This is a genomic window from Paraburkholderia sp. GAS41 (genome assembly GCF_050436545.1).
GTDB lineage: Bacteria > Pseudomonadota > Gammaproteobacteria > Burkholderiales > Burkholderiaceae > Paraburkholderia.
Map to the genome: position 1 here is coordinate 81,211 of NZ_JBNDMK010000001.1, position 24,588 is coordinate 105,798.

Here is a 24,588-nt window from a genome sequence, read left to right on the forward strand (position 1 = left end):
TCCGCGAAGATAGGTAGAATACGTTTTTAACCAGCTTACGAAACAACATGTCTGCCAGCGCAGTGAATGTGAACCCCGGACGTAACGTCGTCGTCGTGGGGACCCAATGGGGTGATGAAGGCAAGGGCAAGATCGTCGACTGGTTGACGGACCACGCTCAAGGCGTCGTTCGCTTCCAGGGCGGTCACAATGCCGGTCACACGCTTATCATCGGCGGCAAGAAAACCATCTTGCGTTTGATTCCGTCGGGCATCATGCATCCCGGCGTCGCGTGCTACATCGGCAATGGCGTGGTGTTGTCGCCGGAAGCGCTGTTCAAGGAAATTGGCGAGCTCGAGGCCGCCGGAGTCGATGTCCAGAATCGCCTCTTCATTTCCGAAGCCACCACGCTGATCCTGCCGTATCACATCGCTATCGACCAAGGTCGCGAAAAGCGTCGTGGCGCGGCCAAGATCGGCACCACGGGCCGTGGCATCGGACCAGCTTACGAAGACAAGGTGGCGCGCCGCGGTCTGCGCGTGCAGGACCTGTTCGAGCCGGAAAGCTTCGCCGAACGTCTGCGTGAAAATCTCGATTACCACAACTTCGTGCTCACGCAATACCTGGGCGTCGACGCTGTCGACTTCCAGCAAACGCTCGACACGATGCTGAGCTACGCGGATCGCCTGAAGCCGATGGTGACGGACGTATCGCGCCGCTTGTATGACGAAAACGCCAAGGGCAACAATCTGCTGTTCGAAGGTGCGCAAGGCACGCTGCTCGACATCGACCACGGTACTTATCCGTATGTCACGTCGAGCAACTGCGTGGCCGGTGCGGCTACCGCAGGTGCAGGCGTCGGTCCGCAAAAGCTGAACTACATCCTCGGCATCACCAAGGCGTATTGCACGCGCGTCGGTTCGGGTCCGTTCCCGAGCGAGCTGTACGATGCGGACAACGTCGATCGTCAGGATCAGATCGGCCTCAACCTGGCAACCGTCGGCAAGGAATTCGGCTCGGTCACCGGCCGTCCGCGCCGCACCGGCTGGCTCGACGCGGCTGCGCTGCGCCGCTCGATCCAGATCAACGGTATCTCGGGTTTGTGCATGACCAAGCTCGACGTGCTCGACGGTCTCGAGGAAGTGAAGCTGTGTGTCGGCTATACGGTGGACGGCAAGTCCTGCGATATCCTGCCGCGCGGTGCGACGGAAGTGGCCCGTTGCGTGCCGGTGTACGAGACGTTCGGTGGCTGGAAGGAAAGCACCGTCGGCATCAAGGAGTGGGACAAGCTGCCGGCGAACGCCCGCGCTTATCTGACGCGTGTGCAGGAAGTGGCAGGCGTGCCGATCGACATGGTTTCGACCGGTCCGGATCGTGACGAGACGATTCTGCTTCGTCACCCGTTCAAGGTTTAACTCATGACGCAGGGTGTACCCATGATTGCGATGAAGGACCCGCGTAACGACGACAAGAACCTGTGGGTCGGTTGGGATGAGTATCACCGCCTGATCGAAATGCTGGCGCTGTCCGTTCATGAGTCCGGGTGGAAGTTCGACAAGATCTTGTGCCTCGCGCGCGGCGGTTTGCGTGTGGGCGACCAGCTTTCGCGTATTTACGATCTGCCGTTGGCGATTCTGGCAACCAGTTCGTATCGTGAAGCGGCCGGTACGGAGCAGGGCGAACTCGACATCGCGCAATACATCACGATGACGCGCGGCGAGCTGTCCGGCAACGTGCTGCTGGTCGACGACCTGGTCGATTCGGGTGTGACGCTGGCTCGCGTGCAACAGCATCTGAAAGAACGCTATCCGGCCATCACGGCGGTGCGTTCCGCGGTGCTCTGGTACAAGGGGTGTTCAAAGGTGACGCCCGATTACCACGTGCAATTCCTGCCCACTAATCCGTGGATTCATCAGCCGTTCGAGGAGTGGGACACAGTGCGTCCGCATAACCTCGGCGCGTGGATCAAGCGCGGCACTGCGCAGGACCGATCGGACAAGTGATGCGAGCCGGCACGTTCCGCGTGTCGTATCGAATCCGTCAAGACGGGGCCCTTTTGGGGCTCCGTTTTTTTTTGCGCGCGTGCTTCGTTTGTGCGCGGCACGCAATGTGCGTGGGTGGCATCGCGATAGCCGGTCTGGCGCCCGCGATTGGCAGGCTGCAGGCAAGACACGGGTTTGTGCAAGGGGCTCACGTGGTGTAGGCACAACATGCGGGAGCGCTACCTTACAGTCAGTTTAGAATAGCGCTCGTTTTTCCGATCAAAACGGATACCCTGCGTTTATGACAGATAGCCATCACGTGCACAAACAGCCTTTGCCCACGCTCGCACTGGCTGCGGTCGGAGTGGTGTTCGGCGACATCGGCACGAGCCCGTTGTACTCGCTGAAGGAGGCGTTCAGCCCGGCGCATGGTATTCCGCTGACCGAGCAGTCCATCCTCGGCGTGATCTCGCTGCTGTTCTGGGCGATCGTGATCGTCGTCAGCGTCAAGTATGTGATGTTCGTCATGCGCGCGGACAACAACGGTGAAGGCGGTGTGCTCGCCCTGATGGCGCTGGCCTTGCGCTCAGTGGATCCGAAAAAGAAGCTGGCCGGCTTGCTGGTGATGCTGGGCATCTTCGGCGCCTGCATGTTTTACGGCGATGCGGTGATTACACCGGCCATCTCGGTGATCTCCGCGGTCGAGGGGCTGGCGATCGCTTCGCCCCATCTGTCGCATCTGGTGCTGCCGCTCACCATCATTATTCTCATTGCATTGTTCTGGATCCAGCGGCACGGCACCGCGCTGGTGGGGCGTCTGTTCGGACCGATCATGGTCATCTGGTTCGCGGTGATCGGGCTGCTCGGCATCATCCACATCGTCCAGTCGCCCACCGTGATCCGTGCGCTCAATCCGTATTACGCGTATTCGTTCATGGCGGCGCACGTGCTGCAGGCGTATGTCGTGCTCGGTTCGGTCGTGCTGGTGCTGACCGGTGCCGAAGCCTTGTATGCCGACATGGGCCACTTCGGCGCCAAGCCGATCCGGATGGCCTGGTACGTGCTCGTGATGCCGTCGCTGGTGATGAACTACTTTGGCCAGGGCGCGTTGCTGATGCACGACCCGACCGCCATCGAAAACCCGTTTTTCCTGCTCGCGCCTGACTGGGCGCTGCTGCCGCTCGTCGTGCTGTCTACGGTGGCGACCGTGATTGCGTCGCAAGCGGTGATCTCCGGCGCCTATTCGCTGACGAGCCAGGCAATCCAGCTCGGCTACGTTCCGCGCATGAAAATCCTGCACACGTCGGATCTGGCGATAGGACAGATCTACGTGCCGGTGGTCAACTGGCTACTGCTGTTCATCATCCTGTGCATCGTGGTGGCCTTCAAGAGCTCGGACAACCTGGCGGCGGCCTACGGTATCGCGGTGACGGCCACGATGGTGATCACCACGGTGCTGGCCTGCGTGGTGATGGTGAACGTGTGGAAGTGGAACAAGCTGCTGGTCGCGGCGATTATCGGCGGCCTGATGGTGGTCGATCTCGGCTTCTTCGGCGCCAACCTGCTGAAAGTCGAGGAGGGCGGCTGGCTGCCGCTCGGTATCGGCGCGTTGCTATTCTTCCTGCTGATGACGTGGTTCAAGGGCAGGATGATCGTCAAGGAGCGCACGGCCGCCGACGGTATTCCGTTGATGCCGTTCCTGCAAGGGTTACTGGCGCATCCGCCGCATCGCGTGTCGGGCACGGCGATCTATCTGACCGGCAGTGAGACACTGGTCCCGGTGAGCCTGCTGCACAATCTGAAGCACAACAAGGTACTCCACGAGCGCACCATTTTCCTGACCTTCGTGACGCTCGACATTCCTTATGTGAACGACACGGATCGCGTTACGGTGAAAGAGATCGGCGGTGGCCTGTTCCTCGCGAAGGCGGCATACGGTTTCAATGAGACGCCGGATGTGAAGGCGGTGCTGACCGACGTGGGCCGCATGCACGACATGACCTTCGAATTGATGGACACGTCGTTTTTCCTCGCACGCGAAACGGTGGTGCCGACGCAGTTGCCCGGCATGTCGGTCTGGCGCGAGCGGGTGTTTGCCTGGATGCATCAGAACGCAGCCAAGCCGACCGATTTCTTCAGCATTCCGGCTAATCGCGTCGTGGAGTTGGGGACGAAGATCGAGATTTGAAGTTTGAGATTTGAGGTTTGACGCTGCACCTCGCCCGCGAACTACGCGCGGCGCAGCAAGGGGGTAACAAAAAACCCACGCAAATGTTTTGCGTGGGTTTTTTGCTGTGCGGCGCCTGCTGTGCGACGGGCGCCGTGCGCTGGCTTGGCGCTTGAGTTAGCGCTTGAGCTTGGCGAACGCCGCAGCCATTGCGCCACCCGGTTCCGGTTCACGCGAACGTTGCGCAGCACCGCGAGCAGCGCCACCGCCTGTTCGTGCACCGCCGCGCTCCTGCTGACCGCCGCTGCGCGGCGCCGACCCTGCTGCGCCTGCTGCACCGAATTCGTCCGCGAGACGCATGGTCAGCGAAATGCGCTGGCGCTTCACGTCCACTTCGAGCACCTTGACCTTGACGATCTGGCCGGCTTTCACGACCTCGTGCGGGTCTTTGATGAACTTCGTCGACATGGCCGACACGTGGACGAGGCCGTCCTGGTGCACGCCGATATCGATGAACGCGCCAAAGGCCGCGACATTGGTCACGACGCCTTCGAGCACCATGCCGGGCGACAGGTCGGAGACCTTTTCGACGCCTTCGCGGAAGGTGGCGGTCTTGAACTCAGGGCGCGGATCGCGGCCCGGTTTTTCGAGTTCGGCCAGAATATCGCGCACGGTTGGCAGACCAAAGCGGTCGTCGACAAACTCGGCCGGCGACAGGCCGGAGAGCGCTTCACGATTGCCCAGCACTTCGCCGACGTGCCTGTTGATCTTCGCGAGCATGCGCTCGACCAGCGGATACGCTTCCGGGTGCACCGACGACCGGTCGAGCGGATTTTCGCCGTTGTTGATACGCAGGAAGCCCGCGGCCTGTTCGAAGGTCTTGTCGCCGAGACGCGGCACTTTGCGCAGATGATCGCGCGACGGGAAGGGACCGTTCGCATCGCGGAAATCGACGATATTGCGTGCAAGCGTCGCATTCAGACCGGAGACACGTGCGAGCAGCGCCACGGACGCCGTGTTTGCATCCACGCCCACGGCATTCACGCAATCCTCGACCACTGCGTCGAGCGAGCGTGCCAGTTCGCGCTGGTTCACGTCGTGCTGATACTGCCCGACACCAATCGCCTTGGGTTCGATCTTCACGAGTTCAGCGAGCGGGTCTTGCAGACGGCGCGCAATCGACACCGCGCCGCGCAGCGACACGTCCATGTCGGGGAATTCCTTGGCCGCCAGCTCCGATGCCGAATACACCGACGCGCCGGCTTCGGACACGACGATCTTCTGCAGCTTGAACTCCGGATGACGCGCGATCAGCTCGCTCGCCAGCTTGTCGGTTTCTCGCGACGCCGTGCCATTGCCGATGCTGATCAGCTCGGCCTGGGTCTGCGCGCAGATGCGCGCCAGCTTGGCGATCGAGCCGTCCCAGTCGCGGCGCGGCTCATGCGGATAGATCACGTCGGTGGTGAGCACCTTGCCTGTGCGGTCGACTACGGCGACCTTCACGCCGGTGCGCATACCCGGATCGAGACCGATCACGGCCTTCGGTCCTGCCGGCGCGGCCAGCAGCAGATCCTTCAGGTTGCGCGCAAACACGCGGATCGCCTCATGTTCGGCCTGTTCGCGCAGATTGGTCAGCAGCTCGTTTTCGATGTGCGGCTGCACCTTGACGCGCCAGCACCAGCGGCACGCGTCGGCGAGCCACTTGTCGGCCGGCCGGTTCTGGTTGGCGATGCCGAAGTGGCGCGCAATCAGCGCTTCGCCCGGATGCGGCACCTGCGCGTCCAGTTCTTCGCCGAGACCCAGCTTGACCATCAGCACACCGGCGTTGCGGCCGCGGAACAGCGCGAGCGCGCGGTGCGACGGCACCGTCTTGATGGTTTCCGAATAGTCGTAGTAGTCGCGGAATTTCTCTTCTTCCGCGTTTTCCTTGCCTTCGACCACTTTCGACGACACCACACCCTGATTGAATAGGTACTCGCGCAGTTTGCCGAGCAGCTCGGCGGTTTCGCCGAATTGCTCCGACAGGATGTCGCGCGCGCCGTCTAGCGCCGCCTTGACGTCGGCCACGCCTTTTTCGGCGTCCACGTATTGAGCGGCTTCGGTCTGCGGATCCAGTAGCGGATTGGCGAGCAACGCCTGAGCCAGGGGCTCGAGTCCCGCTTCGCGGGCGATCTGCGCGCGCGTGCGGCGTTTCGGCTTGTATGGCAGATACAGATCTTCCAGCACCTGTTTGCTGTCCGCAGCTTCGATCGCGGCGCGCAGCTCGTCGGTCATCTTGCCCTGTTCGTCGATGCTCGCGAGGATCGTCGCGCGCCGGTCTTCCAGTTCACGCAGATACAGGAGCCGTTCTTCGAGATTACGCAACTGCGTGTCGTCGAGGTTGTCGGTCACTTCCTTGCGGTAACGCGCGATAAACGGAACAGTCGCGCCTTCGTCGAGGAGTTGCACCGCCGCTGCGACCTGGCGCGGCTGGACGGAGAGTTCGCTGGCGATACGCTGTACGATCTTGAGTGCTACGGTTTCCGTCATAGGGTCTAGGTGTTCCTGCCGGACTCGATCTAGGGCCGCGCATGGCGGCACGCGAGACGCGTGCGCGTTGCGACCGGGTTGCTGAAGCGGGGCATTTTGCCATAAATGCCAAAGGGCTCAACCGCGGGGTGATAGAATTTCGGGCATGTTCCGTTGCCCATCTACGACGTTGCCGATCTCCCGTTTTCCACGTGCTCCGCTTGCCGTCAAGCTTGCCGCACCGCTATTCACCTGCGCTGCGCTTGGCGTTGCCGCCGCCTCTTTCGCCGTGTCCGCACCGGCGTTTGCGCAAGACCAGCCGGTGGTAACGGAGCCGGTCATGTCCGCGCCGTCGGCCGCCTCCGCGGGTTCGACAGGGGGCGAAGGCTCCGGGGCTGCAAGCAAGGCGCCAGGCTCCGATAATGGGCAGATGAGTGGTGGAGCGGGCGCGTCAGCGGCTGCGTCGGATGCCGCAGCGACGAGCGCGGACGGCGGAACGGGCGGCGGCAGTTTCGACGAGCGGCAAGCGGACCTGAATCGCCGTGGCGCAGAAAACAGCTATGAGTACGGCGTTGCCGTACATGATTGTTATAGCAAGTTTTTCGTGAACTATTGCATCGGCAAGGCACGGGACAGGATGCGCACCGTGCAGGCCGATATTCGCAGGGAACAGCTCGCGCTCGACGCGGAGCAGCGTACGGCGCGCGCGCAGCAGCGCGACGAGCAGGCGGCGCTGCAGCGTGCGCGGGACGAAGCCAATGCGCCGCAGCGCGCCGCGGACGATGCGCGCAACGCATCGGCGTTCGAAGACAAACAGCGCCAGCATCAGCTGGATCAGGCGCAGCGTGCGGCTGAGGCGCCACAGCGCGCGGCCAACGAGCAGTCTTATCAGCAGAAAGTGCAGCAGCATGCGCTGGACCAGGCGCAACGTGGTATCAGTGCGCCGCAGGCGGCTGCCAACCAGCAGTCCTATCAGCAGAAAACGCAGCAGCATGCGCTGGATCAGGCGCAACGTGGTAACGCTGCGCCGCAGGCAGCTGCCAACCAGCAGGCGAACTTCCAGACCCAGCTCGAGCAGGCCCGTCAGCAGGGCGCACAGAAGGCGCAGGAACGCACCGAGAAGCAGGAGAGCTATCAGCGCAAGCAGGAGACGGCCGCGCAGCACAAGCAGGACGTCGAGACGCGCCAGAAGCAGGCTGCCGACAAGGCCGCGCAAAAACAGCAACAGCAGTTGCAGGAACAGCAGCAACAGCAGGAGCAGCAAAAGCAGCAAAAGCAGCAGTAACGCGTTTTAGCCGGACAGCAACCTGAGGCGTCTGTGCTGCACGAGGCAGCCTGCGCCGCATAGGGAGAGGAGGCGAGCATGCGCGACCATCATCACGTCATCGACGCGAACGCACTTCAGGACCGCATTCTGCAACTGGAATCGGAGCACAGTGGACTGGACCGTCTGATCGACAAAATGTCGGATGAGCCCGGCTTCGACGACCTCGAACTGCAGCGCCTTAAAAAGCGCAAGCTCAAGGTCAAGGACACCATTATCTTGCTGCAGTTGCAGCTCGAACCGGACGCGCGCGCCTAGACTCGCGACCTGGCAGGCGCCGGGTCGCCACGCGCGCACCGGATTTTGCAGGAAACGCTTGCCTTGAATTCACCGCTTGTTACTTCTTCGCGCAGCTCGTCGGATGACGAAGCCCCCGCTCGCGACCCGCGCGCCGCTGAGAGCGCGCTCGCGTCGTCGTTGAATCCCCGCCGCAAAACCGAACTGGACGATATTTTCGCCGCTGATGGCCTGCTCGCGCGGCAGATCGATGGTTACCGTTCGCGTGCATCGCAGATCGAGATGGCGCGCGCCGTTGCCGCCGCCATGGAGGCCTCGGGCCGCGCCATGCCCGAGCCGGCCATGTTCGAGGCGCAGAAGCGGCCCGCGCGGCGCTTGCAACCCGCCGCAGGCGAACCTCAGCCGGACACCGCTGCGGACGCGAGCGACGCCGCAGGCAGCCTCGAAGGCGGCGAGAACACGCTGATCGTGGAAGCGGGGACGGGCACCGGCAAAACGTATGCTTACCTCGTGCCGGCCATGCTGTGGGGCGGCAAGGTAATCGTCTCGACCGGTACCAAGCACTTGCAGGACCAGTTGTTCCAGCGCGATATCCCAACCGTGCGCGATGCGCTGGCCGTGCCGGTCACCGTAGCGATGCTCAAGGGTCGCGCGAACTATCTGTGCCACTACTATCTGCAGCGCACAGCCGACAACGGCCGCTTGCCGTCCCGCCAGGAAACCTCGTATCTGCAGGACATCGTCCGTTTTGCGAAGATCACGCGTACCGGCGACAAGGCCGAGCTCGCGAGCGTGCCGGAGACGGCTGCGGTCTGGTCGATGGTCACCTCGACTCGCGACAATTGCCTCGGTCAGGAGTGTCCGCATTACAAGGATTGCTTCGTGATGCAGGCGCGCCGCGAGGCGCAGCAGGCCGATATCGTGGTGGTCAATCACCACCTGTTCTTTGCCGACATCATGCTGCGCGACACGGGCATGGCCGAACTGCTGCCTACCGCCAATACGGTCGTCTTCGACGAAGCGCATCAATTGCCGGAGACTGCGACGCTGTTCTTCGGCGAGACGCTGTCGACCGCACAGTTTCTCGAACTGGCCCGCGATTCGGTGGCCGAAGGGCTCGGTCACGCGCGTGAGGTAGTCGACTGGGTGAAGCTGGGTGCGGCGCTCGAACGTTCGGCGCGCGACGTGCGGCTCGCCTTCAGGGAAGACTCGGTGCGTCTGTCGATCGGCCAGTTGCCCGACGACCATCCGTTGTTCCCCGCACTCGAAACGCTGGAAACCGAACTGACCGCGCTCGCTGACGCCTTGTCGAGCCAGGCGGAGCGCGCCGAGTCGATTGGCGTTTGCTTGCGGCGCGCCCGCGAACTGCAGGGCATCCTGGCCGGTTGGACCACGCCGCCTACCGACACCGAACGTGACGCGGCGAGCGGCGCTCTGGACACCAAAACTGCCGCATCCGATCCGAACGAAAAAGTGCGCTGGATCGAAGTCTTCGCGCATACCGTACAGTTGCATGAGACGCCGCTGTCGGTAGCGCCGATCTTCGCCAAGCAGCGCGCCGGCGTGCCGCGGGCGTGGATCTTCACCTCCGCGACGCTCTCGGTGCGCGGCGATTTCACGCACTATGCCGCGCAGATGGGTCTGAACGCGCGCCGCTCGATGACGTTGCCGAGCCCGTTCGACTACCCGGCCCAAGGGCTGCTGTACGTGCCGCGCAATCTGCCACAACCTTCCTCGCCGATGTTCACCGACGCAGTGTTTGAAGCCGCGCTGCCGGCCATCGAGGCATCGGGCGGCGGCGTGTTCATGCTGTGCACGACCCTGCGTGCGGTCGACAAGATTGCGAACAAGCTGCGCGAAACGATCGAAGCACGCGGCTGGAACTACCCGCTACTGGTGCAGGGCGACGCGAGCCGCACGGAACTGCTGGATCGCTTCCGCTCGTACGGCAATGCAATCCTGGTGGGCAGCCAGAGCTTCTGGGAAGGGGTGGACGTGCGCGGCGATGCGCTTTCGCTCGTCGTGATCGACAAGCTGCCGTTTGCGCCGCCTGACGACCCCGTGCTTGCGGCGCGACTCGACGCGCTGACCAAGAAGGGTTTGAGCCCGTTTGCGGTTCACCAGTTGCCGCAGGCGGTGATCACGCTCAAGCAGGGCGCAGGGCGTCTGATTCGCGCTGAGACCGATCGTGGGGTGTTGATGATCTGCGATACCCGTCTGGTCGACAAACCCTATGGGCGCCGTATATGGCAGAGCCTGCCGCCTTTCAAGCGAACCCGTGAGATCGACGTGGTGCGCGAGTTCTTCGAAGAGCGTGCGGCGCCACTGGCAGGCTGAAAATCGGGTCTGGATTGAATGAGTCAGCGGGGAAAGGTCAGCGTTACAAGCGCTGGCCTGAAATAACGGCAAATGTGAATAAGCTGCGCTGAAAAAGCGGCTTCAGAATGGCAAAACGCCACGGATGTGAATCCGTGGCGTTTTGCTTTACTACACCGGTAGACCGGGTTGATCTGCCGATGTAGTTTTCGCCCAGAGGCGAACCCTGTACGACAGCTTACTGGCTTGCGCCCGAAGCCGGAGCAGCAGCCGAAGCTGCAGCATCCGAAGCTGCAGCGCCTGCGTCCGAAGCAGCGGTAGTAGCCGAAGCAGCAGCGTCGCTCGCAGCAGCAGCGCTCGAAGCAGCAGCGCCTGCATCCGAAGCAGCAGCAGGTGCCGAAGCAGCCGATGCATCGCTAGCCGGGGCAGCTGCCTGGTCGCTGCTCTTGTTGCATGCAGCCAGTGCCACAGCTGCCAACAGGGATGCTACGAGGAGGGATTTCTTCATGATCACGTCCTTTTATGGTTAAAGGTAAGCAACAGCGCAAAATAATACCGGTAATGTGCTCCAACACCGACCTGGGCCGCTGGTGGAGACGCACTTCAAGAGCGTGAATCTTCCCTACGGCTTGGGCGGAAATTATATGCACTTTCGTATCGACCGTCGACAAATCCGGGGTCAATACGTTGTCTTTCTCATACAAAATTTCACATTACGTCATAACAGGCAGGCAAGCCTCAGACAGGCTCGCCCACTTGTATCCAGCCCGCACAATACCACTCGTGCAGCAATGCTGTCACCGATGAATCATCCGAGAGTGTTACAAAGCGTTTCGCACTCAGACACCGGCTATCAGCGAATTCGATCAACCATTTTTTAAGGCTCGCGAGCCGATTTTCTTCTCCATTCAAGAAGAAAAAGCGGCTGTTGTACAGCAAAACCGTCTTCCGGTCGAGCCGGAGACCAAAGTTTGAAGCGCGTTGAATAAAACGCGCTTCGTTTAGCGGTTGTTCAGGCGGATCGAAGACGACCGTGGGCTTCGGTTCGCTCAGATAAGTGCCAAGGAAAGACGCAATGTCCTTCTCGTCCCATTTGATCTGAGCAAGGATCGCGCCCACCCGTTCGACCAGGGCTGCGGGCAGCTCTGCCGGGCGGGCCACCGCGGGCTGTTGCGGGTCGCGATACAACTGCGGCGCGCGCTCTTGGCGCTCGTCGTTTTCCCCGCGCTCGGCGAGATGATACAGAAACTGCGCCGTCAGCTCGGTCGAGGAGGGCGCGCGAAAGCCGATCGAGCAGGTCATGCACTCGCCTTCGGCTACGCCGTCGTGGGCAATGTGCGGCGGCAGATAGAGCATGTCGCCCGGTTCAAGCACCCATTCTTCTTCGGGTTCGAAATTTTGTAAAACTTTCAACGGGACGCCCGGGCGCAGCGACAGGTCGCGCTGCGCGCTGATCCGCCAGCGGCGTTTACCGTGCACCTGCAGCAAAAAAACGTCGTATGAGTCGAAGTGCGGGCCTACGCCGCCGCCGTCGGTGGCGTAGGAGATCATCAGATCGTCGAGACGGGCGTCCGGCACGAAGCGGAAGCGGTCGAGCAGGGCGCGGGCGCGGTCGTCGTGCAGGTCGACGCCCTGGACCAGCAGAGTCCACGCGCGCTGCTTCGCCGAAGGCAATTCGTCGGCCGCGAACGGTCCGTGCTCCAGTTGCCATTTGTTGCGAAAGTGCGTGATCAGGCGCGCTTCGACTTCCTCCTGGTCGGCGAGGTCGAACAGTTCGTCGCGCGAGAGCGGCGCGGCGATGTTCGGGATCGCCTGACGGATCAGCAGAGGTTTCTTTTGCCAGTACCGGCGCATGAATTGCGCCGGAGTGAGATTGCCGAGCAGCGGCGTGGGCACGTCGGGCGAGGGCGGCAGAACCGGCGAAGGAATCCGCGCAGAAGCTGCGTGCGCCGGGTGGTCAAGGGGCCGCTTGGGCATCGTATAATGTGAGTTGTATTCTGGAGAATCGAATGAAAATTGCAAAGAACACCGTCGTGTCGGTCGCTTACAAGCTGTCGGATGCGCAGGGCAACCTGATTGAAGAAAGCGACGAGCCGATGGTCTATCTGCACGGCGGCTATGATGGCACGTTCCCCAAGATCGAGGAAGAGCTCGACGGCCATGAGGCTGGTTTCGAGACCCAGATCCAGCTCGAGCCGCAAGATGCGTTTGGCGAATATGATCCCGATCTCGTGAAGATCGAGCCGCGCAATCGCTTCCCGGAACCGCTCGAAGTCGGTATGCAATTCGAAGGCACGCCGGAAGAGGGCGACGAGGATATCGACTCGCTGGTCTACGTCGTGACCGACGTGGCGGAAGACAAGGTGGTGCTCGACGGGAATCATCCGCTCGCCGGCATGGCCTTGCGCTTTGCGCTGACGGTGAAGGACGTGCGCCCTGCAACCGAAGACGAAATTCAGCACGAGCATGCCCACGGCGCGGATGGACTGGAAGTGCTCGACGAGGATGACGACGAAGGCGACGAAGAGCCGTCAGGGCCCACGCTGCACTGAGCTGGCAGGGGCGTCCGGGTTGCTGGGTGCGCTATTGGGCGTGGCTGGTATGTCTGCTGCCCCACCGCCGCCCGCCGGAGGACTGATGGGTGGGCCGAGCGGCTGCTCCGGCTGCGGCGTGTTCGGCAATAGCGGTGGCAGATTCGACGCCGGATTCAAAGACTGATTCAATGCGGGCGGTGCGGTTTCGTCGGATGCCGGCTCGGGCTGTACGGCCTGTGCCGGTTGTGTTTGCACCGGCAGCAGCGGCAGATTTTTTGGCACGTCACGGACACTCACACGGAATGGCGGCCGGCGCGCCATATCGGCTTCGATCTGAATCCACTGGTCGAGACGGTCACGCGGCGCGATGGCGATGCGCGTGAGATTCGTCACCACCTCTCCTTTGTCGTTCCGCAACGGCTGGTCGATGACGAAGCCGCCAGTTGCGCGCTGGTCGTCGCAATGGATCAGCAGCACGGGGCCGCGAAAGATCTCGGCGACCTTGACGAGGCTGCGCTTCAGTTCCAGAAAACCATCGCGCCGCGAATTGCGGGCAAAGCGCAACCAGGCGAAACGGTCCGGCCGCTCGTAGCGTTCCGGATCCAGGTCGCCCTGAATGAAAATCACTATCGCGCGCGCTTCACGCCGCTTCGCATACTCGGCGGCGTGCTCCAGCCAGAACGCATTGGCGATGACACGATCTTCGAATTCGCCATTGCGCCCGCCGGCGGTCAGATAATGATTATTTGCATCCGGTGCGTTCAGGCCGATGAAGACCGTGTCGCCGAGTTGCCAGCGCACGTTCTCCCGATAAGGCCGAAACCGCGAGACTTCGCTCTCGCGCGTCAAGGCAAGCGGGTTTTGCCCCATCGATGCGCTATCTGAAAACAGCGTCTGGCGTAGCTGGTCGAGCCGTTCGACCGGATCGAAGCCACCTGCTTCGGCCGTGCCGCAATCCGTCCAGTCGTGCTGCCCCGGAATGAAGATCAGCGCTGGACGTGCCGCTTCCAGCAGCGTCTGACGCCGCTCGTACAGAGAGTCGCGGCACGCTTCCTTCGGCCCCTTCAGATTGCCGTCGTAGACGATGAAAGACATGTCGCGGTTACGGCCGATCGCGTCGATCAGCCGCTGGGTCGGCGCCTCGTCGGCAGGGCTTTGCAAGGTGCCGGCGATGACCGCGAAGGTATAGCGAACCGGCGCCGCCTGTGCGTGTGGCGATGCAGCACCCGTCAGGATGAGCGCAACGGCGAGCGCCGCGCACAGCGTGCGCGGACGTTGCAGTTCGTGGTGTCGATCAATGATCTGCATCCGGCGCGACGGCCAGGTCATACAGTTCATAAAGCAGGTCCAGCGCATCGCGCGGGCGTAAGTCGTTGGGATCGATTGCCCGCAAACGCGTGAGCAAGGTTTGCTCCGCTTCGCTCAGCGCGGGGGCGGCTGAGGCGGCATCCGGGTAATCGTCGTCCGCATCCTGCAGCAGTAGCGGCGCTGAAAACAGGTCGAGTTGCGGTGCCGGCTGGCCGGCCGATTGCTGCTCGAGATGCGCAAGATGCTTGCGCGCCGCGCGGATCACAGCGGCGGGCACGCCGGCGAGTTGGGCCACCTGCAGGCCGTAGCTCTGATTCGCCGGACCCTCGTTCACCGCATGCAGAAACACAATGCCATGCCCATGCTCGACGGCTGAGAGATGCACGTTGGCCGCTTGCGGAAATTCCGCGGGCAGTTGCGTCAGCTCAAAGTAGTGCGTGGCAAAAAGCGTGTGGCAGCCGTTATGCGACAGCAAATGCCGGGCAATTGCCCAGGCCAGCGCGAGGCCGTCGAAGGTCGAGGTGCCGCGGCCGATTTCATCCATCAGGACGAGACTTTGCGGCGTCGCATCGTTGAGAATCGCGGCGGCTTCCGTCATCTCGACCATGAAGGTGGAGCGACCGCCGGCCAGATCGTCGGCGGCGCCAATCCGCGTGAAGATGCGATCGATCGGGCCGAACGACGCGCGCCGCGCCGGCACGTAGCTGCCCACGTAAGCCATCAGCGCGATCAGCGCGGTCTGGCGCATGAAGGTCGACTTACCGCCCATGTTCGGGCCGGTGATCAGCAGAAGCTTGCGTTCGGGGCTCAGCGTGCAGTCGTTGGCGATGAACTGTTCGACTTGCGCTTCGACCACCGGGTGGCGCCCCTGTTCGATCTCGATGCCGCCGCTCGCCGAAAACGACGGCGCGACCCAGTCGAGCGCGCGGGCCCGCTCGGCGAATGCCGCCAGCAGATCCAGTTCGGCAAGCGCCGTGGCGACCCGCTGGCAATCTGCGATGAAAGGCAGGAGTGCCTGCAGCAAGGCGTCGTACAGTGAGCGTTCACGGGCGAGCGCGCGCTCCTGGGCCGACAAGGCTTTGTCCTCGAAGGTCTTCAGTTCCGGCGTGATGTAGCGCTCGGCGTTCTTCAGGGTCTGGCGCCGGCGGTAGTCGTCCGGCACCTTGTCGGTCTGGCCACGCGTGACTTCGATATAGAAGCCATGCACCTTGTTGTATTCGACGCGCAGATTGCCAATCCCAGTACGGGTGCGTTCGCGTGTTTCGAGGTCGATCAGGAACTGCCCGCAGTTCTCCGAGATGTCGCGCAGTTCATCGAGTTCGGCATCGTAGCCGCGGGCAATCACGCCGCCGTCGCGCACCATCGCTGCCGGTTCGGGCGCGACCGCGAGCTTCAACAGGTCGACGCACGGCGCAGGCGGTTCGAGCGCCGCATCGATGCGGGCGAGCGAGTCGGCGGCGCCTGTCACGGCGGCCAGCAACGTGCGCAACTCCGGCAGTGCGATGAAGGTGTCGCGCAGGCTCGACAGGTCGCGCGGCCGGGCCGAGAGCAGCGCGAGACGCCCGGTGATCCGCTCGATGTCGGAGATCTGCCGCAGCGCGCTGCGCAAGGTGTCGACGCTCGCGCCGGGCGGTGCATCGAGCAGTGCGCCGATCGCTTGCTGACGCGCCTGGGCAAGCGCCGCTTCACGAGGCGGGTGATGCAGCCAGTGGCGCAGCAGCCGGCTGCCCATGGTCGTGCAGCAGGTGTCGAGCAGGGAGCACAGCGTGGGACTTTCCGTGCCGCGCAGCGTTTCGGTCAGTTCGAGGTTGCGGCGCGTGGCGGGGTCGAGCCCAATATATTCAGACTCGTATTCGACCTTGAGACTGCGCACATGGCGCAATTGCTGACCCTGGGTCGCGGCGGCGTACAGCAGCAACGCGCCCGCGGCGCCGCAGGCGCTCGACAGCGAGTGCGCGCCGAAACCGTCGAGGCTGGCCACATCCAGTTGATCGCACAGGCGCTGGGTGCCCGAGGCGACGTCGAAGTGCCACACCGGCACACGTGTCAGCGCGCCGGCACCGGCAGGCGGCGACCACGCGTTCGCATCGGAATTTGCGTCGGCGACCAGAATTTCCGCGGGGCGAATCCGTTCGAGCGCGGCGGCTGCCTGGTCGGGCGCCACTTCCGCGAGCCGCAATCCGCCGCTCGCGAGGTTCAGCCACGCCAGGCCCACATTGGTCGCCACGCCGCGCCGGTTATGACCCACGCACACGGCGAGCAGATACACGTCGTTCTTGTCGGACAGCAGTGCGGCATCGGTCAGGGTGCCTGGCGTGACGACGCGCACGACCTTGCGTTCGACCGGCCCCTTCGATGTGGCCGGGTCGCCAATCTGTTCGCAGATTGCGACCGATTCGCCAAGCTTCACGAGCTTGGCCAGATACTGCTCGACCGCGTGATGCGGTACGCCCGCCATCTTGATCGGGTTGCCCGCCGACGCGCCACGCTGCGTCAGCGTGAGATCGAGCAGGCGTGCGGCTTTCTCCGCATCGTCGAAAAACAGCTCGTAGAAATCGCCCATCCGGTAGAACACGAGCGTGCCCGGATGATCCGCCTTGATGCGTAGATACTGCTGCATCATGGGGGTATGAGGTGCGACGTCGTTGGCCGCTGCGGTTTGAATGCCCATCCTGAGTGTCTTCTTGCGTTAGCTGTTCAGGGCGTGAGTTTAACCCGCCGTCGCGCGCCGTGAACCTGGCCGGATGGTCAATCTGCGCAGAGCGCCTATCCGTCAGCCTGGTACGCCGGCGCCAGCCTATTCTTCGAGCAATGCGCGGATGTCGACGGTGCGCGCATTCGACACGCTACGGCGCTGCGCCAGCCACATCATGAAGGTGATAAAGGTGCCGAACACGACGATGATCCACGGCACCGGTACCTTCACTGTGAGCAGCAGCGCGTAGATGCCCAGCATCAGCAGCACCGCCAGGTTCTGGTTGAAATTCTGCACCGCGATGGAATGTCCCGCGGAGAGCAGGGTCGCGCCACGATGCTGCAGCAACGCGTTCATCGGCACGATGAAAAAGCCCGACAACGCGCCGAGCAGGATCATCAGCGGATAGGCGAGCACGATATAGATGGGCGCCACAAAGTGGCCGACGCGGATGCCCATGCCCGGCGGAAACAGTCCCTTGCTGTAGAACGCCATCGCAATCGCGACCGCGCCGGTCAGGATGCCGATTGGCAGCACCTTCAACGAACTGCGCAGCGGCACGAGCGTCGCGGCAGCGGACGCGCCGACCGCGATACCCAGCCCCGTGATGCCCTGCATGACGGCCGCTTTCGAGAGCGACAAACCAAGGTTCACGTCTGCCCACTTGAGCACCAGCAACTGCAGCGTCACCGCGCCGCCCCACATCAGCGTGGTCACCCACAGGGCGATCTGCGCGAGCTTGTCGGCCCACAACACGTTGAAGCAATGCGTGAAATCGCCGACCAGTTTCTTCGGCTCCTTGAGGCGGTTCGGATAGCGTGCGCCGGTATCGGGGATGCCCACGTTGATCGCGGCGGCAATCGCGTAAGTCACCATCACGGCGAGCATTGCCAGGTCGGCGGCGGACCGGATCAGCGGCAGATGCGCGTGCGCGACGAAGCGGGTCGCGTAGGTGCTGATCAGCGCCCCGCCGATCATGGTGCCGACGATGGTCGACAGCACGGTGGCCGACTCGAGCCACGCATTGGCTGCGACCAGCCGGTCGGCGGGCAGCAGTTCGGTCAGGATGCCGTATTTGGCGGGGGAGTAGGCAGCCGCGCCGAAGCCGACCACGCCGTAGGCGACCATCGGATGCACGCCGGCGATCATCAGCAGGCAGCCGCTTGCCTTGAGGGCATTCGAGACGAACATCACATGACGTTTTTGCAGCGCATCGGCGAACGCGCCGACGAAAGGCGCCAGCAATACGTAAGAGACCGTGAAGAAGATCTGCAGCATCGGCGTGACCCACGCGGCGGACCGGATCACCGAGAGCAGCGCAATCGCTGCGATCAGCAGCGCATTGTCGGCAAGCGACGACACGAACTGCGCTGCGATGATCGTATAGAAGCCTTTTTTCATTGAGCAGTTCGGGATGCTGCGCGCGACCTCGCGCCGGAACGGACGACGGTGCGACAAAAACAGATCCTGGCGCGACCTGTCGCTTTGTAGCATGAAGTGGCGCCGCATGCAGGGCGCGCGTGCAGCGGCTACATGGAGATGCTGCATCGAAGCTGCAGGCCCACACCCTGCCGACCCGCGCCGGCCGAGCAGTGCCGGCGCCAATAAAAAAGCGGCCGAAGCCGCTTGTGACTCGTTGCAGCCTTAAGCCGCTTGCTGCCGGGTACGGCTGTAGCGCGAGAGGATAGGCACCATTTGCGCGTACAGCTTGGGGTTGCCGGCGACGACTTCACCAATGTGCAGGAAGTCGGAATCGCCCGTGTAGTTGCCCACCAGGCCACCCGCTTCGGTGATCAGCAAGCTGCCGGCAGCCATGTCCCACGCGTGCAGGCCCTGTTCGAAGAAGCCGTCCAGACGGCCGGCCGCGACGTTCGCCAGGTCGAGCGCGGCGGCGCCCGGGCGGCGCAGGCCTGCGCAGGCCTCCGTCATTTCCTTGAAGAGACGGCCGTACGATTCGAGGCCGTCGGTATCGCGGAACGGGAAGCCCGTGCCGATCAGGCCGTCGGCGAGGCGATCGCGCCGGCCTACGCGGATGCGGCGGTCGTTCAGGAACGCGCCGCGGCCGCGCGAGGCGGTAAACAGGTCGTTGCGGTTCGGGTCATACACGACGGCCTGGGTCACGATGCCCTTGTGCGCGAGCGCGATGGAGACGCAGTAGTACTGGAAGCCGTGGATGAAGTTCGTGGTGCCGTCTAGCGGGTCGATGATCCACTGATACTCGGACTCGTTGTCCGATTTGCCGGATTCTTCGGCGAGGATGGCGTGATCGGGGTAAGCGGTCTTCAGCGTGTCGATGATCGCGGCTTCCGATGCCTTGTCGACCTCCGTGACGAAATCGTTGTGCTGTTTCTTGCTGACCTGAACCAGATCGAGATCGAGCGACGCCCGGTTGATGATCTGCGCGGCGCGGCGGGCGGCCTTGACGGCGATGTTGAGCATGGGATGCATGAGGCTTGATCCTTGTGCCGGAGCAGTGCGGCTGCTTACCGGAAATGAGCTGAAAATAAGCTGAAACAGCACGAAACGCCCGCTATACGGCGCGTTCCGTCGACGGAGACGAATTGGATAAGAACGAGGCGCGCGTCCGGAAACGGCGCGAATAGGCGTGATTTTACCCGACTCCGGAGTTCTCCGGCAGCGCGCGGTGCGATGTGGGTGGGTTCGCGGGCCGGTTGGCGCTACCATACGGTCTTTAGCTCCCCATTTTCATCGTGGCCCAAACCCCGACTCCGTCTTCGTCCTCTTCGCCGTCGTCCGAAACCTGCAGGCCGGACAGCGCTGCGCCCGTGCGCGGCGGCTTTACGTCGACCCGCTTCGTGCTCGTCGAGCCTAGCCATCCTGGCAATGTGGGAGCGGCTGCGCGCGCGCTGAAGACAATGGGCTTTGCCCGCCTCGTGCTGGTCGCGCCGCGCGTGCCGCATGTGCAGTCCGATCCTGAAGCGATCGCCATGGCAAGCGGCGCGGATGACGTGCTGGCCGGCGCGCACATCGTGCCGACGCTGGCGGACGCGCTCAACGGGGTGCTCTGGTCGGTGGCCATGACGGCGCGCTCGCGTGAGTACGGGCCACCGCAGCTCGTGCCGCGTGCCGCGGCCGCGCATGCGCGTGAACATGCCGTGCACGGCGACATCGCGCTGGTATTCGGCAATGAACGCACCGGCCTGTCGAACGAGGATGTCGAGCGTTGCAGCGCGCTCGCGCATATTCCGGCCAATCCGGCTTACAGCTCGCTCAATCTGGCGCAGGCCGTACAGGTGCTGGCGTACGAGTTGCGGCTCGCGTATCTCGGCCTGGGCGGGGGCGCCGACCGGTCTGCGGGCGCCGGCACCGGCGCCGCGGGGCAGGGCGCTGCGGCCGGCTCGCTCGCGCCTAGCGACGATATCGAAGGCATGTACGCGCACCTCGAAAACGCCCTCGTTGCACTCGAATTTCTCGATCCGGCCAATCCAAAGAAGCTGATGTCGCGTCTGCGGCGCATGTTCGCCCGCGCCGGGCTCGAGCGCGAAGAGGTAAACATCGTGCGCGGGATTGCCAAGCACATTCTGCTGAACGTGAAGGACCCGGGCGAGCCTACGCCCTAAGATTCCGCCCTGCCGCATGGGACGACCTTGCCGCTAACGGGGGCATCCGGCAGGTTTGGCGCAACCGCCCTACAATTCTCGAAACCTTATAAGCAAAGCTGCCGGTCTGCTAACCGGCAGCGTGCCGTCGTGCGCCATCTGGCCACGGCGGTTTCCCGTCCCTACGAAAGCTTCATTGCCATGTTCACGAGACTTCGCGAAGACATCGCCACGATCCGCGAGCGCGATCCCGCCGCCCGCAGCGCCTGGGACGTGCTCACGTGTTATCCGGGCCTCCACGCGCTCGTGCTGCACCGGCTCGCGCATGCCTTCTGGCGGGCGAAACGCCACTGGCTGGCGCGTTTCGTGTCGCAGTTGGCGCGCTTTTTAACGGGCATCGAGATTCACCCCGGTGCAACGGTCGGGCGCCGCGTGTTTATCGATCACGGCATGGGCGTGGTGGTCGGCGAGACGGCGGAAATCGGCGACGATTGCACCATTTATCAGGGCGTAACGCTCGGTGGCACCTCGCTCACGCGTGGGGCCAAGCGGCATCCGACGCTCGAACGCGGCGTGATCGTCGGCGCGGGCGCCAAGGTGCTCGGCGGCTTTACGATCGGTGCCGAGGCGAAAATCGGTTCCAATGCGGTGGTCGTCAAGCCCGTGCCGGCAGGCGGCACGGCGGTCGGCAATCCGGCGCGCGTGATCGTGCCGGCGGCGGTCCCGGCAGCGGCCGCGCGTAGTGGTGCAAAACCCGCGCCGGAACGCGCCGCGTTTTGCGCCTATGGCATTACGCCGAATGCGGACGATCCGGTGTCGCTTGCCATTCACGGCCTGATCGATCACGCGGCGGCGCAGTCGCAACGCATTGATGAGATCGTGGCCGCGCTGGAGCGGCTCGGCACCAGTCTCGAAGCGCTGCAAGGCGCGGACGCGGCGCTGCTCGACTTGCGGCGTTTATCCGCGGCGATTGCAGGGAAAGCGGACAGCGTGGCGGTTGAGCGTTGACAGCGCGGGCGTGTGCTTGGCGCACAGAAGCGCTCAGCGCAGCCGGTCAATCGAGCGGTAACGCGCGGAGTCCATCCGCGTCGATGCGCAGATAGCCACCTCGGCGCATGCCGTGATCGAGGTCCCAGTCGGGCAGCACCCAGCGGGTGCCGCCGGGCTCACGGTGGCGTGCCGGCCGGTGTGTATGACCATGCACGATCGTGGCTGTGCCGCTCTGTTTGAACAACGCGGCTACGCCTTCCGGCGTCACGTCGTACTTGGGCGAGACGGGTCGCGAGCGGCCCGCTTCACTTGCCGAACGCATCCGTTCAGCCAATGCCTGGCGCCAGCGGAACGGCCAGGCGAGAAACAGCATCTGCGCGAAACGACAGCGTGCGAAACGGCGAAAGCGTATGTAGGCGCGGTCCGCCGTGCAGAGCGCGTCGCCGTGCGCGAGCGTGATGCGCGTGCCGAATGCGGTGATGACGAACGGATCGGGCAGCCAGATTGCTCCGGCCGCTTTCATGAAGCGCTTGCCGAGCAGAAAATCGCGATTGCCGTGCATGATGTAGAGCGCAATGCCGCGCTCGGACAGTGTGTGCATCAGCGTCGCCATGCGGGCGACGAACGGCTCGCCCAGCATGTCGTCGCCGATCCAGTATTCGAACAGGTCGCCGAGAATGAAAACGGAGTCGGCCTCTTCCGCGGTCACGCGGATGAAGTGCTCGAATGCGGCGACCGTGTGCGGGATCGCGTCGTTCAGATGCAGATCCGAGATGAAAAACAGGGGACGTGCGCCGTGCGGGCGTTTGCCCTCGCGAGGCACGCCCGCGGCCACGCTGCGCAGCGGCGTTTCTTGCAGCATTGAAGAATGCCTGAGTTCGTTTGCAGTGAATGCGTGGCGCGGCCAGATCAGGCCTGCGGTACGCCAGCGTGCCGGCATACCGCAGGATGCCTGCGCGAATTACTCGACGATGACCGCTTTTTCGATGATGACGTCGTCAGCCGGCACGTCCTGGTGGAAGCCCTTCGAACCGGTCTTCACCTTCTTGATCTTTTCGACGATGTCGAGACCTTCGACCACCTTGCCGAACACCGCGTAACCCCAGCCTTGCGGCGTCGGCGACGAGTGGTTCAGGAAGTCGTTGTCATTGACGTTGATGAAGAACTGCGCCGTCGCCGAATGCGGATCGTTGGTGCGTGCCATGGCGACCGAGCCGTTAACGTTCTTCAGGCCGTTGTTCGCTTCGTTCGTGATCGGCGCTTCGGTCGGCTTTTGCTTCATGCCGGGTTCGAAACCGCCGCCCTGGATCATGAAGCCGTCGATGACGCGGTGGAACACCGTGTTGTCGTAATGACCGGCCTTCACGTAGTTGAGGAAGTTCTCAACCGACTTCGGAGCCTTCTCGGCGTCCAGTTCGAGTTTGATGACGCCGTGATTTGTGTGCAGTTCAACCATGATGGAATCCTTTGATGAACAGGTGGGTGGAAGGCGCGGCGCATGGGGTGAAGGGGGCCGCGCCGGGGCACTCAAGCGTGGTGCAAGGGGCGGCGATCGTCAGGATCGCCGGGGCCTGCACGGGCTAGCTTACTTGCTGACCACGGTCGCCGATTCGATCACGATCGGCGTTTGCGGCACGTCGGCCATCGGGCCGCGCGTGGTGGTCGGCGAACCTTCGATCTTCTTCACGACTTCCATACCCGAAGTCACCTTGCCAAACACGGCATAACCGTTGCCGTCCTGGCCCGGATAATCGAGGCCGGCGTTATCCGCCGTGTTGATGAAGAATTGCGCCGTGGCCGAATCCGGGTCGCTGGTGCGCGCCATTGCAATCGTACCCACCGCGTTCTTCAAGCCGTTACGGCTTTCAAGCGCGATCGGCGCGCGTGTCGGTTTTTCCGCGTAGCTCTGCGTGAAGCCACCGCCCTGAATCATGAAGCCGGGAATCACGCGGTGGAAAATCGTGCCGCTGTACTGACCGGATTTCACGTAGTCGAGGAAGTTCGCGACGGTCTTCGGCGCCTTCTCGGGGTACAGCTCGACGCGGATGTCGCCGTCCGTGGTCTTGAACAGGACAGACGGGTGCGCAGCCGGCGTGGCGGACTGGGCAAAAGCGGGTGCGTTCGCGATCAGGGCGGCGCTACCGAGCGCCAGCATCAACCATTTCATGAAGATCCTCAGAGTGGAAAAAAACGTTGGCGATGAGTGTGCTTACTGCGACGGCGCCATATACGGCGGCTGGGCGAGCGAACCGTTCGGGCCGCCGAACTGGAAGGCGGGCGATTCCGTGATGTTCGAGGTGGCGCGGCTCGTGTAGTCGTCCGGCGCGGCGACCTTTCTGACCGGCTTCGCGCTGCTCGCGGGCGGCGAGATGATCTTCTGGATGTCGGTCAGGCGCTGCTGCGTCGGGCCGCTCGTGTGGCCGAGGTCGTGCGCGCGCTGGTACGCCGAGTCGGCAAGACGCAGATACAGGTCGCCGAGATTCTCGTAGGCGAGGCCGTAGTTCGGGTTCGCCTTGGTGGCGGTTTCGAGTGCTTCGCGTGCTTCCGTATAGCGGCCATGTTTCGCGTACAGCGCGGCAAGATTGTTATACGGTTCCGGCAATTCCGGGTAAGTTTGCGTGAGCGCGATGAAGGCGTTGATCGCTTCGTCGTCGCGGTTCAGGTGAGCCAGAATGGTGGCGCGCTTGAACTGCGCCTGCGCGTCGCGCGGATTCGCAGCGATGCGGGTGTCCAGTTGCGTGAGCGCGGCGTTCCAGTTTTTCTGCGCGATCGCGGCGTCGATTTCCGGCGTGCCGTCGCGCACAGCGGGGCCCTGCGACAGGACGGGCGTCTTCTGTGCATACGCAGGAGCGCCCGGCAGCAGCATGACGGCGAGGCCGCACAGGGCCGTCGCGGCGAGGGTCGCGGCGCTTCGCGCGCGGCCGCTGGAAGGTTTCATAGGCTCAGGTCTGGATGTTATACTCCGAGCCATTCTAACAAAAGGTCTGC

20 protein-coding genes are annotated in these 24,588 nt (G+C 63.3%); 9 read left to right on the plus strand and 11 right to left on the minus strand.

What is annotated here, in order from left to right:
* The first annotated feature begins 47 nt into the window (after nucleotides 1-47).
* The 3 genes from P3T43_RS00370 to P3T43_RS00380 all read left to right on the plus strand — a co-directional run bounded on the left by P3T43_RS00370 (nucleotide 48) and on the right by P3T43_RS00380 (nucleotide 4,149).
* Nucleotides 48-1,394: an adenylosuccinate synthase gene (locus P3T43_RS00370; RefSeq protein WP_429279056.1), complete on the plus strand. Its 1,347-nt coding sequence runs from the start codon at nucleotides 48-50 to the stop codon at nucleotides 1,392-1,394.
* 3 nt (nucleotides 1,395-1,397) lie between these two features.
* Entirely contained in the window at nucleotides 1,398-1,982 is a 585-nt protein-coding gene (locus P3T43_RS00375; RefSeq protein WP_429279057.1) for a phosphoribosyltransferase, read from the plus strand.
* A gap of 280 nt (nucleotides 1,983-2,262) precedes the next feature.
* The gene (locus P3T43_RS00380) at nucleotides 2,263-4,149 is read left to right on the plus strand and encodes a potassium transporter Kup (RefSeq protein WP_429279058.1); all 1,887 of its coding nucleotides are present in this window, start codon (nucleotides 2,263-2,265) and stop codon (nucleotides 4,147-4,149) included.
* A gap of 156 nt (nucleotides 4,150-4,305) precedes the next feature.
* Here P3T43_RS00380 and P3T43_RS00385 read toward each other — a convergent pair whose 3' ends face one another.
* A complete protein-coding gene (locus tag P3T43_RS00385; protein WP_429279059.1) occupies nucleotides 4,306-6,657 on the minus strand; it encodes a Tex family protein in 2,352 nt (783 codons plus the stop codon).
* Nucleotides 6,658-6,976: 319 nt separating this feature from the next.
* On the opposite strand from P3T43_RS00385, the gene P3T43_RS00390 reads away from it, so the two are divergent.
* From P3T43_RS00390 to P3T43_RS00400, 3 genes are all read left to right on the plus strand, one after another.
* The gene (locus P3T43_RS00390; protein ID WP_429279060.1) at nucleotides 6,977-7,921 is read left to right on the plus strand and encodes a hypothetical protein; all 945 of its coding nucleotides are present in this window, start codon (nucleotides 6,977-6,979) and stop codon (nucleotides 7,919-7,921) included.
* 78 nt (nucleotides 7,922-7,999) lie between these two features.
* Nucleotides 8,000-8,218, plus strand: a complete 219-nt coding sequence (locus P3T43_RS00395; RefSeq protein ID WP_137955558.1) for a DUF465 domain-containing protein — start codon at nucleotides 8,000-8,002, stop codon at nucleotides 8,216-8,218.
* Nucleotides 8,219-8,281: 63 nt separating this feature from the next.
* Nucleotides 8,282-10,534 carry an ATP-dependent DNA helicase gene (locus P3T43_RS00400; protein WP_429279061.1) on the plus strand — a complete coding sequence of 751 codons (2,253 nt, stop codon included), beginning with the start codon at nucleotides 8,282-8,284 and terminating at the stop codon, nucleotides 10,532-10,534.
* 217 nt (nucleotides 10,535-10,751) lie between these two features.
* On the opposite strand, the gene P3T43_RS00405 is transcribed toward P3T43_RS00400, so the two are convergent.
* Nucleotides 10,752-11,021 carry a hypothetical protein gene (locus P3T43_RS00405; protein ID WP_074299784.1) on the minus strand — a complete coding sequence of 90 codons (270 nt, stop codon included), beginning with the start codon at nucleotides 11,019-11,021 and terminating at the stop codon, nucleotides 10,752-10,754.
* Between the two features lie 230 nt (nucleotides 11,022-11,251).
* Nucleotides 11,252-12,490 (minus strand): JmjC domain-containing protein, encoded by a 1,239-nt coding sequence (locus P3T43_RS00410; RefSeq protein ID WP_429279572.1) that lies wholly within the window; start codon nucleotides 12,488-12,490, stop codon nucleotides 11,252-11,254.
* A 32-nt stretch (nucleotides 12,491-12,522) separates the two neighbouring features.
* On the opposite strand from P3T43_RS00410, the gene P3T43_RS00415 reads away from it, so the two are divergent.
* Nucleotides 12,523-13,065, plus strand: a complete 543-nt coding sequence (locus P3T43_RS00415) for an FKBP-type peptidyl-prolyl cis-trans isomerase (RefSeq protein WP_074299780.1) — start codon at nucleotides 12,523-12,525, stop codon at nucleotides 13,063-13,065.
* Here the strand turns inward: P3T43_RS00415 and P3T43_RS00420 are convergent.
* From P3T43_RS00420 to P3T43_RS00435, 4 genes are all read right to left on the minus strand, one after another.
* Nucleotides 13,045-14,355, minus strand: coding sequence for a hypothetical protein (locus tag P3T43_RS00420; protein ID WP_429279573.1), 1,311 nt, complete (start codon nucleotides 14,353-14,355; stop codon nucleotides 13,045-13,047). The two genes, P3T43_RS00415 and P3T43_RS00420, sit on opposite strands and share 21 nt — an antisense overlap.
* Nucleotides 14,342-17,026, minus strand: a complete 2,685-nt coding sequence (gene mutS, locus P3T43_RS00425) for a DNA mismatch repair protein MutS (RefSeq protein WP_429279062.1) — start codon at nucleotides 17,024-17,026, stop codon at nucleotides 14,342-14,344. The genes P3T43_RS00420 and mutS overlap by 14 nt, the downstream gene beginning before the upstream one ends.
* Nucleotides 17,027-17,152: 126 nt before the next feature.
* Nucleotides 17,153-18,451, minus strand: coding sequence for a lysophospholipid transporter LplT (lplT, locus tag P3T43_RS00430; RefSeq protein WP_429279063.1), 1,299 nt, complete (start codon nucleotides 18,449-18,451; stop codon nucleotides 17,153-17,155).
* Between the two features lie 243 nt (nucleotides 18,452-18,694).
* Nucleotides 18,695-19,498: an inositol monophosphatase family protein gene (locus P3T43_RS00435; RefSeq protein ID WP_429279064.1), complete on the minus strand. Its 804-nt coding sequence runs from the start codon at nucleotides 19,496-19,498 to the stop codon at nucleotides 18,695-18,697.
* A gap of 338 nt (nucleotides 19,499-19,836) precedes the next feature.
* Here P3T43_RS00435 and P3T43_RS00440 point away from each other — a divergent pair, with 338 nt between their 5' ends.
* Both P3T43_RS00440 and cysE read left to right on the plus strand, forming a co-directional pair.
* The gene (locus P3T43_RS00440) at nucleotides 19,837-20,631 is read left to right on the plus strand and encodes an RNA methyltransferase (protein WP_429279574.1); all 795 of its coding nucleotides are present in this window, start codon (nucleotides 19,837-19,839) and stop codon (nucleotides 20,629-20,631) included.
* Nucleotides 20,632-20,811: 180 nt separating this feature from the next.
* Nucleotides 20,812-21,618, plus strand: a complete 807-nt coding sequence (cysE, locus tag P3T43_RS00445; protein WP_429279065.1) for a serine O-acetyltransferase — start codon at nucleotides 20,812-20,814, stop codon at nucleotides 21,616-21,618.
* Nucleotides 21,619-21,664: 46 nt separating this feature from the next.
* Here the strand turns inward: cysE and P3T43_RS00450 are convergent, their stop codons facing one another.
* From P3T43_RS00450 to P3T43_RS00465, 4 genes are all read right to left on the minus strand, one after another.
* The gene (locus P3T43_RS00450) at nucleotides 21,665-22,462 is read right to left on the minus strand and encodes a UDP-2,3-diacylglucosamine diphosphatase (RefSeq protein WP_429279066.1); all 798 of its coding nucleotides are present in this window, start codon (nucleotides 22,460-22,462) and stop codon (nucleotides 21,665-21,667) included.
* 99 nt (nucleotides 22,463-22,561) lie between these two features.
* On the minus strand, nucleotides 22,562-23,056 hold the full coding sequence (locus tag P3T43_RS00455) for a peptidylprolyl isomerase (RefSeq protein WP_144156341.1): 495 nt from the start codon (nucleotides 23,054-23,056) through the stop codon (nucleotides 22,562-22,564).
* A 129-nt stretch (nucleotides 23,057-23,185) separates the two neighbouring features.
* Nucleotides 23,186-23,767 (minus strand): peptidylprolyl isomerase, encoded by a 582-nt coding sequence (locus P3T43_RS00460; protein ID WP_429279067.1) that lies wholly within the window; start codon nucleotides 23,765-23,767, stop codon nucleotides 23,186-23,188.
* Nucleotides 23,768-23,809: 42 nt separating this feature from the next.
* Nucleotides 23,810-24,538, minus strand: coding sequence for a tetratricopeptide repeat protein (locus tag P3T43_RS00465; protein WP_429279068.1), 729 nt, complete (start codon nucleotides 24,536-24,538; stop codon nucleotides 23,810-23,812).
* Nucleotides 24,539-24,588 lie beyond the last annotated feature (50 nt).

Bases quoted from the DNA above. Each gene is read 5' to 3' on its own strand.
- P3T43_RS00370 (WP_429279056.1), top strand. From the start codon at position 48: ATGTCTGCCAGCGCAGTGAATGTGAACCCCGGACGTAACGTCGTCGTC.
- P3T43_RS00375 (WP_429279057.1), top strand. From the start codon at position 1,398: ATGACGCAGGGTGTACCCATGATTGCGATGAAGGACCCGCGTAACGAC.
- P3T43_RS00380 (WP_429279058.1), top strand. From the start codon at position 2,263: ATGACAGATAGCCATCACGTGCACAAACAGCCTTTGCCCACGCTCGCA.
- P3T43_RS00385 (WP_429279059.1), bottom strand. From the start codon at position 6,657: ATGACGGAAACCGTAGCACTCAAGATCGTACAGCGTATCGCCAGCGAA.
- P3T43_RS00390 (WP_429279060.1), top strand. From the start codon at position 6,977: ATGTCCGCGCCGTCGGCCGCCTCCGCGGGTTCGACAGGGGGCGAAGGC.
- P3T43_RS00395 (WP_137955558.1), top strand. From the start codon at position 8,000: ATGCGCGACCATCATCACGTCATCGACGCGAACGCACTTCAGGACCGC.
- P3T43_RS00405 (WP_074299784.1), bottom strand. From the start codon at position 11,021: ATGAAGAAATCCCTCCTCGTAGCATCCCTGTTGGCAGCTGTGGCACTG.
- P3T43_RS00410 (WP_429279572.1), bottom strand. From the start codon at position 12,490: ATGCCCAAGCGGCCCCTTGACCACCCGGCGCACGCAGCTTCTGCGCGG.
- P3T43_RS00415 (WP_074299780.1), top strand. From the start codon at position 12,523: ATGAAAATTGCAAAGAACACCGTCGTGTCGGTCGCTTACAAGCTGTCG.
- P3T43_RS00420 (WP_429279573.1), bottom strand. From the start codon at position 14,355: ATGCAGATCATTGATCGACACCACGAACTGCAACGTCCGCGCACGCTG.
- mutS (WP_429279062.1), bottom strand. From the start codon at position 17,026: ATGGGCATTCAAACCGCAGCGGCCAACGACGTCGCACCTCATACCCCC.
- lplT (WP_429279063.1), bottom strand. From the start codon at position 18,451: ATGAAAAAAGGCTTCTATACGATCATCGCAGCGCAGTTCGTGTCGTCG.
- P3T43_RS00435 (WP_429279064.1), bottom strand. From the start codon at position 19,498: ATGCATCCCATGCTCAACATCGCCGTCAAGGCCGCCCGCCGCGCCGCG.
- cysE (WP_429279065.1), top strand. From the start codon at position 20,812: ATGTTCACGAGACTTCGCGAAGACATCGCCACGATCCGCGAGCGCGAT.
- P3T43_RS00450 (WP_429279066.1), bottom strand. From the start codon at position 22,462: ATGCTGCAAGAAACGCCGCTGCGCAGCGTGGCCGCGGGCGTGCCTCGC.
- P3T43_RS00455 (WP_144156341.1), bottom strand. From the start codon at position 23,056: ATGGTTGAACTGCACACAAATCACGGCGTCATCAAACTCGAACTGGAC.
- P3T43_RS00460 (WP_429279067.1), bottom strand. From the start codon at position 23,767: ATGAAATGGTTGATGCTGGCGCTCGGTAGCGCCGCCCTGATCGCGAAC.
- P3T43_RS00465 (WP_429279068.1), bottom strand. From the start codon at position 24,538: ATGAAACCTTCCAGCGGCCGCGCGCGAAGCGCCGCGACCCTCGCCGCG.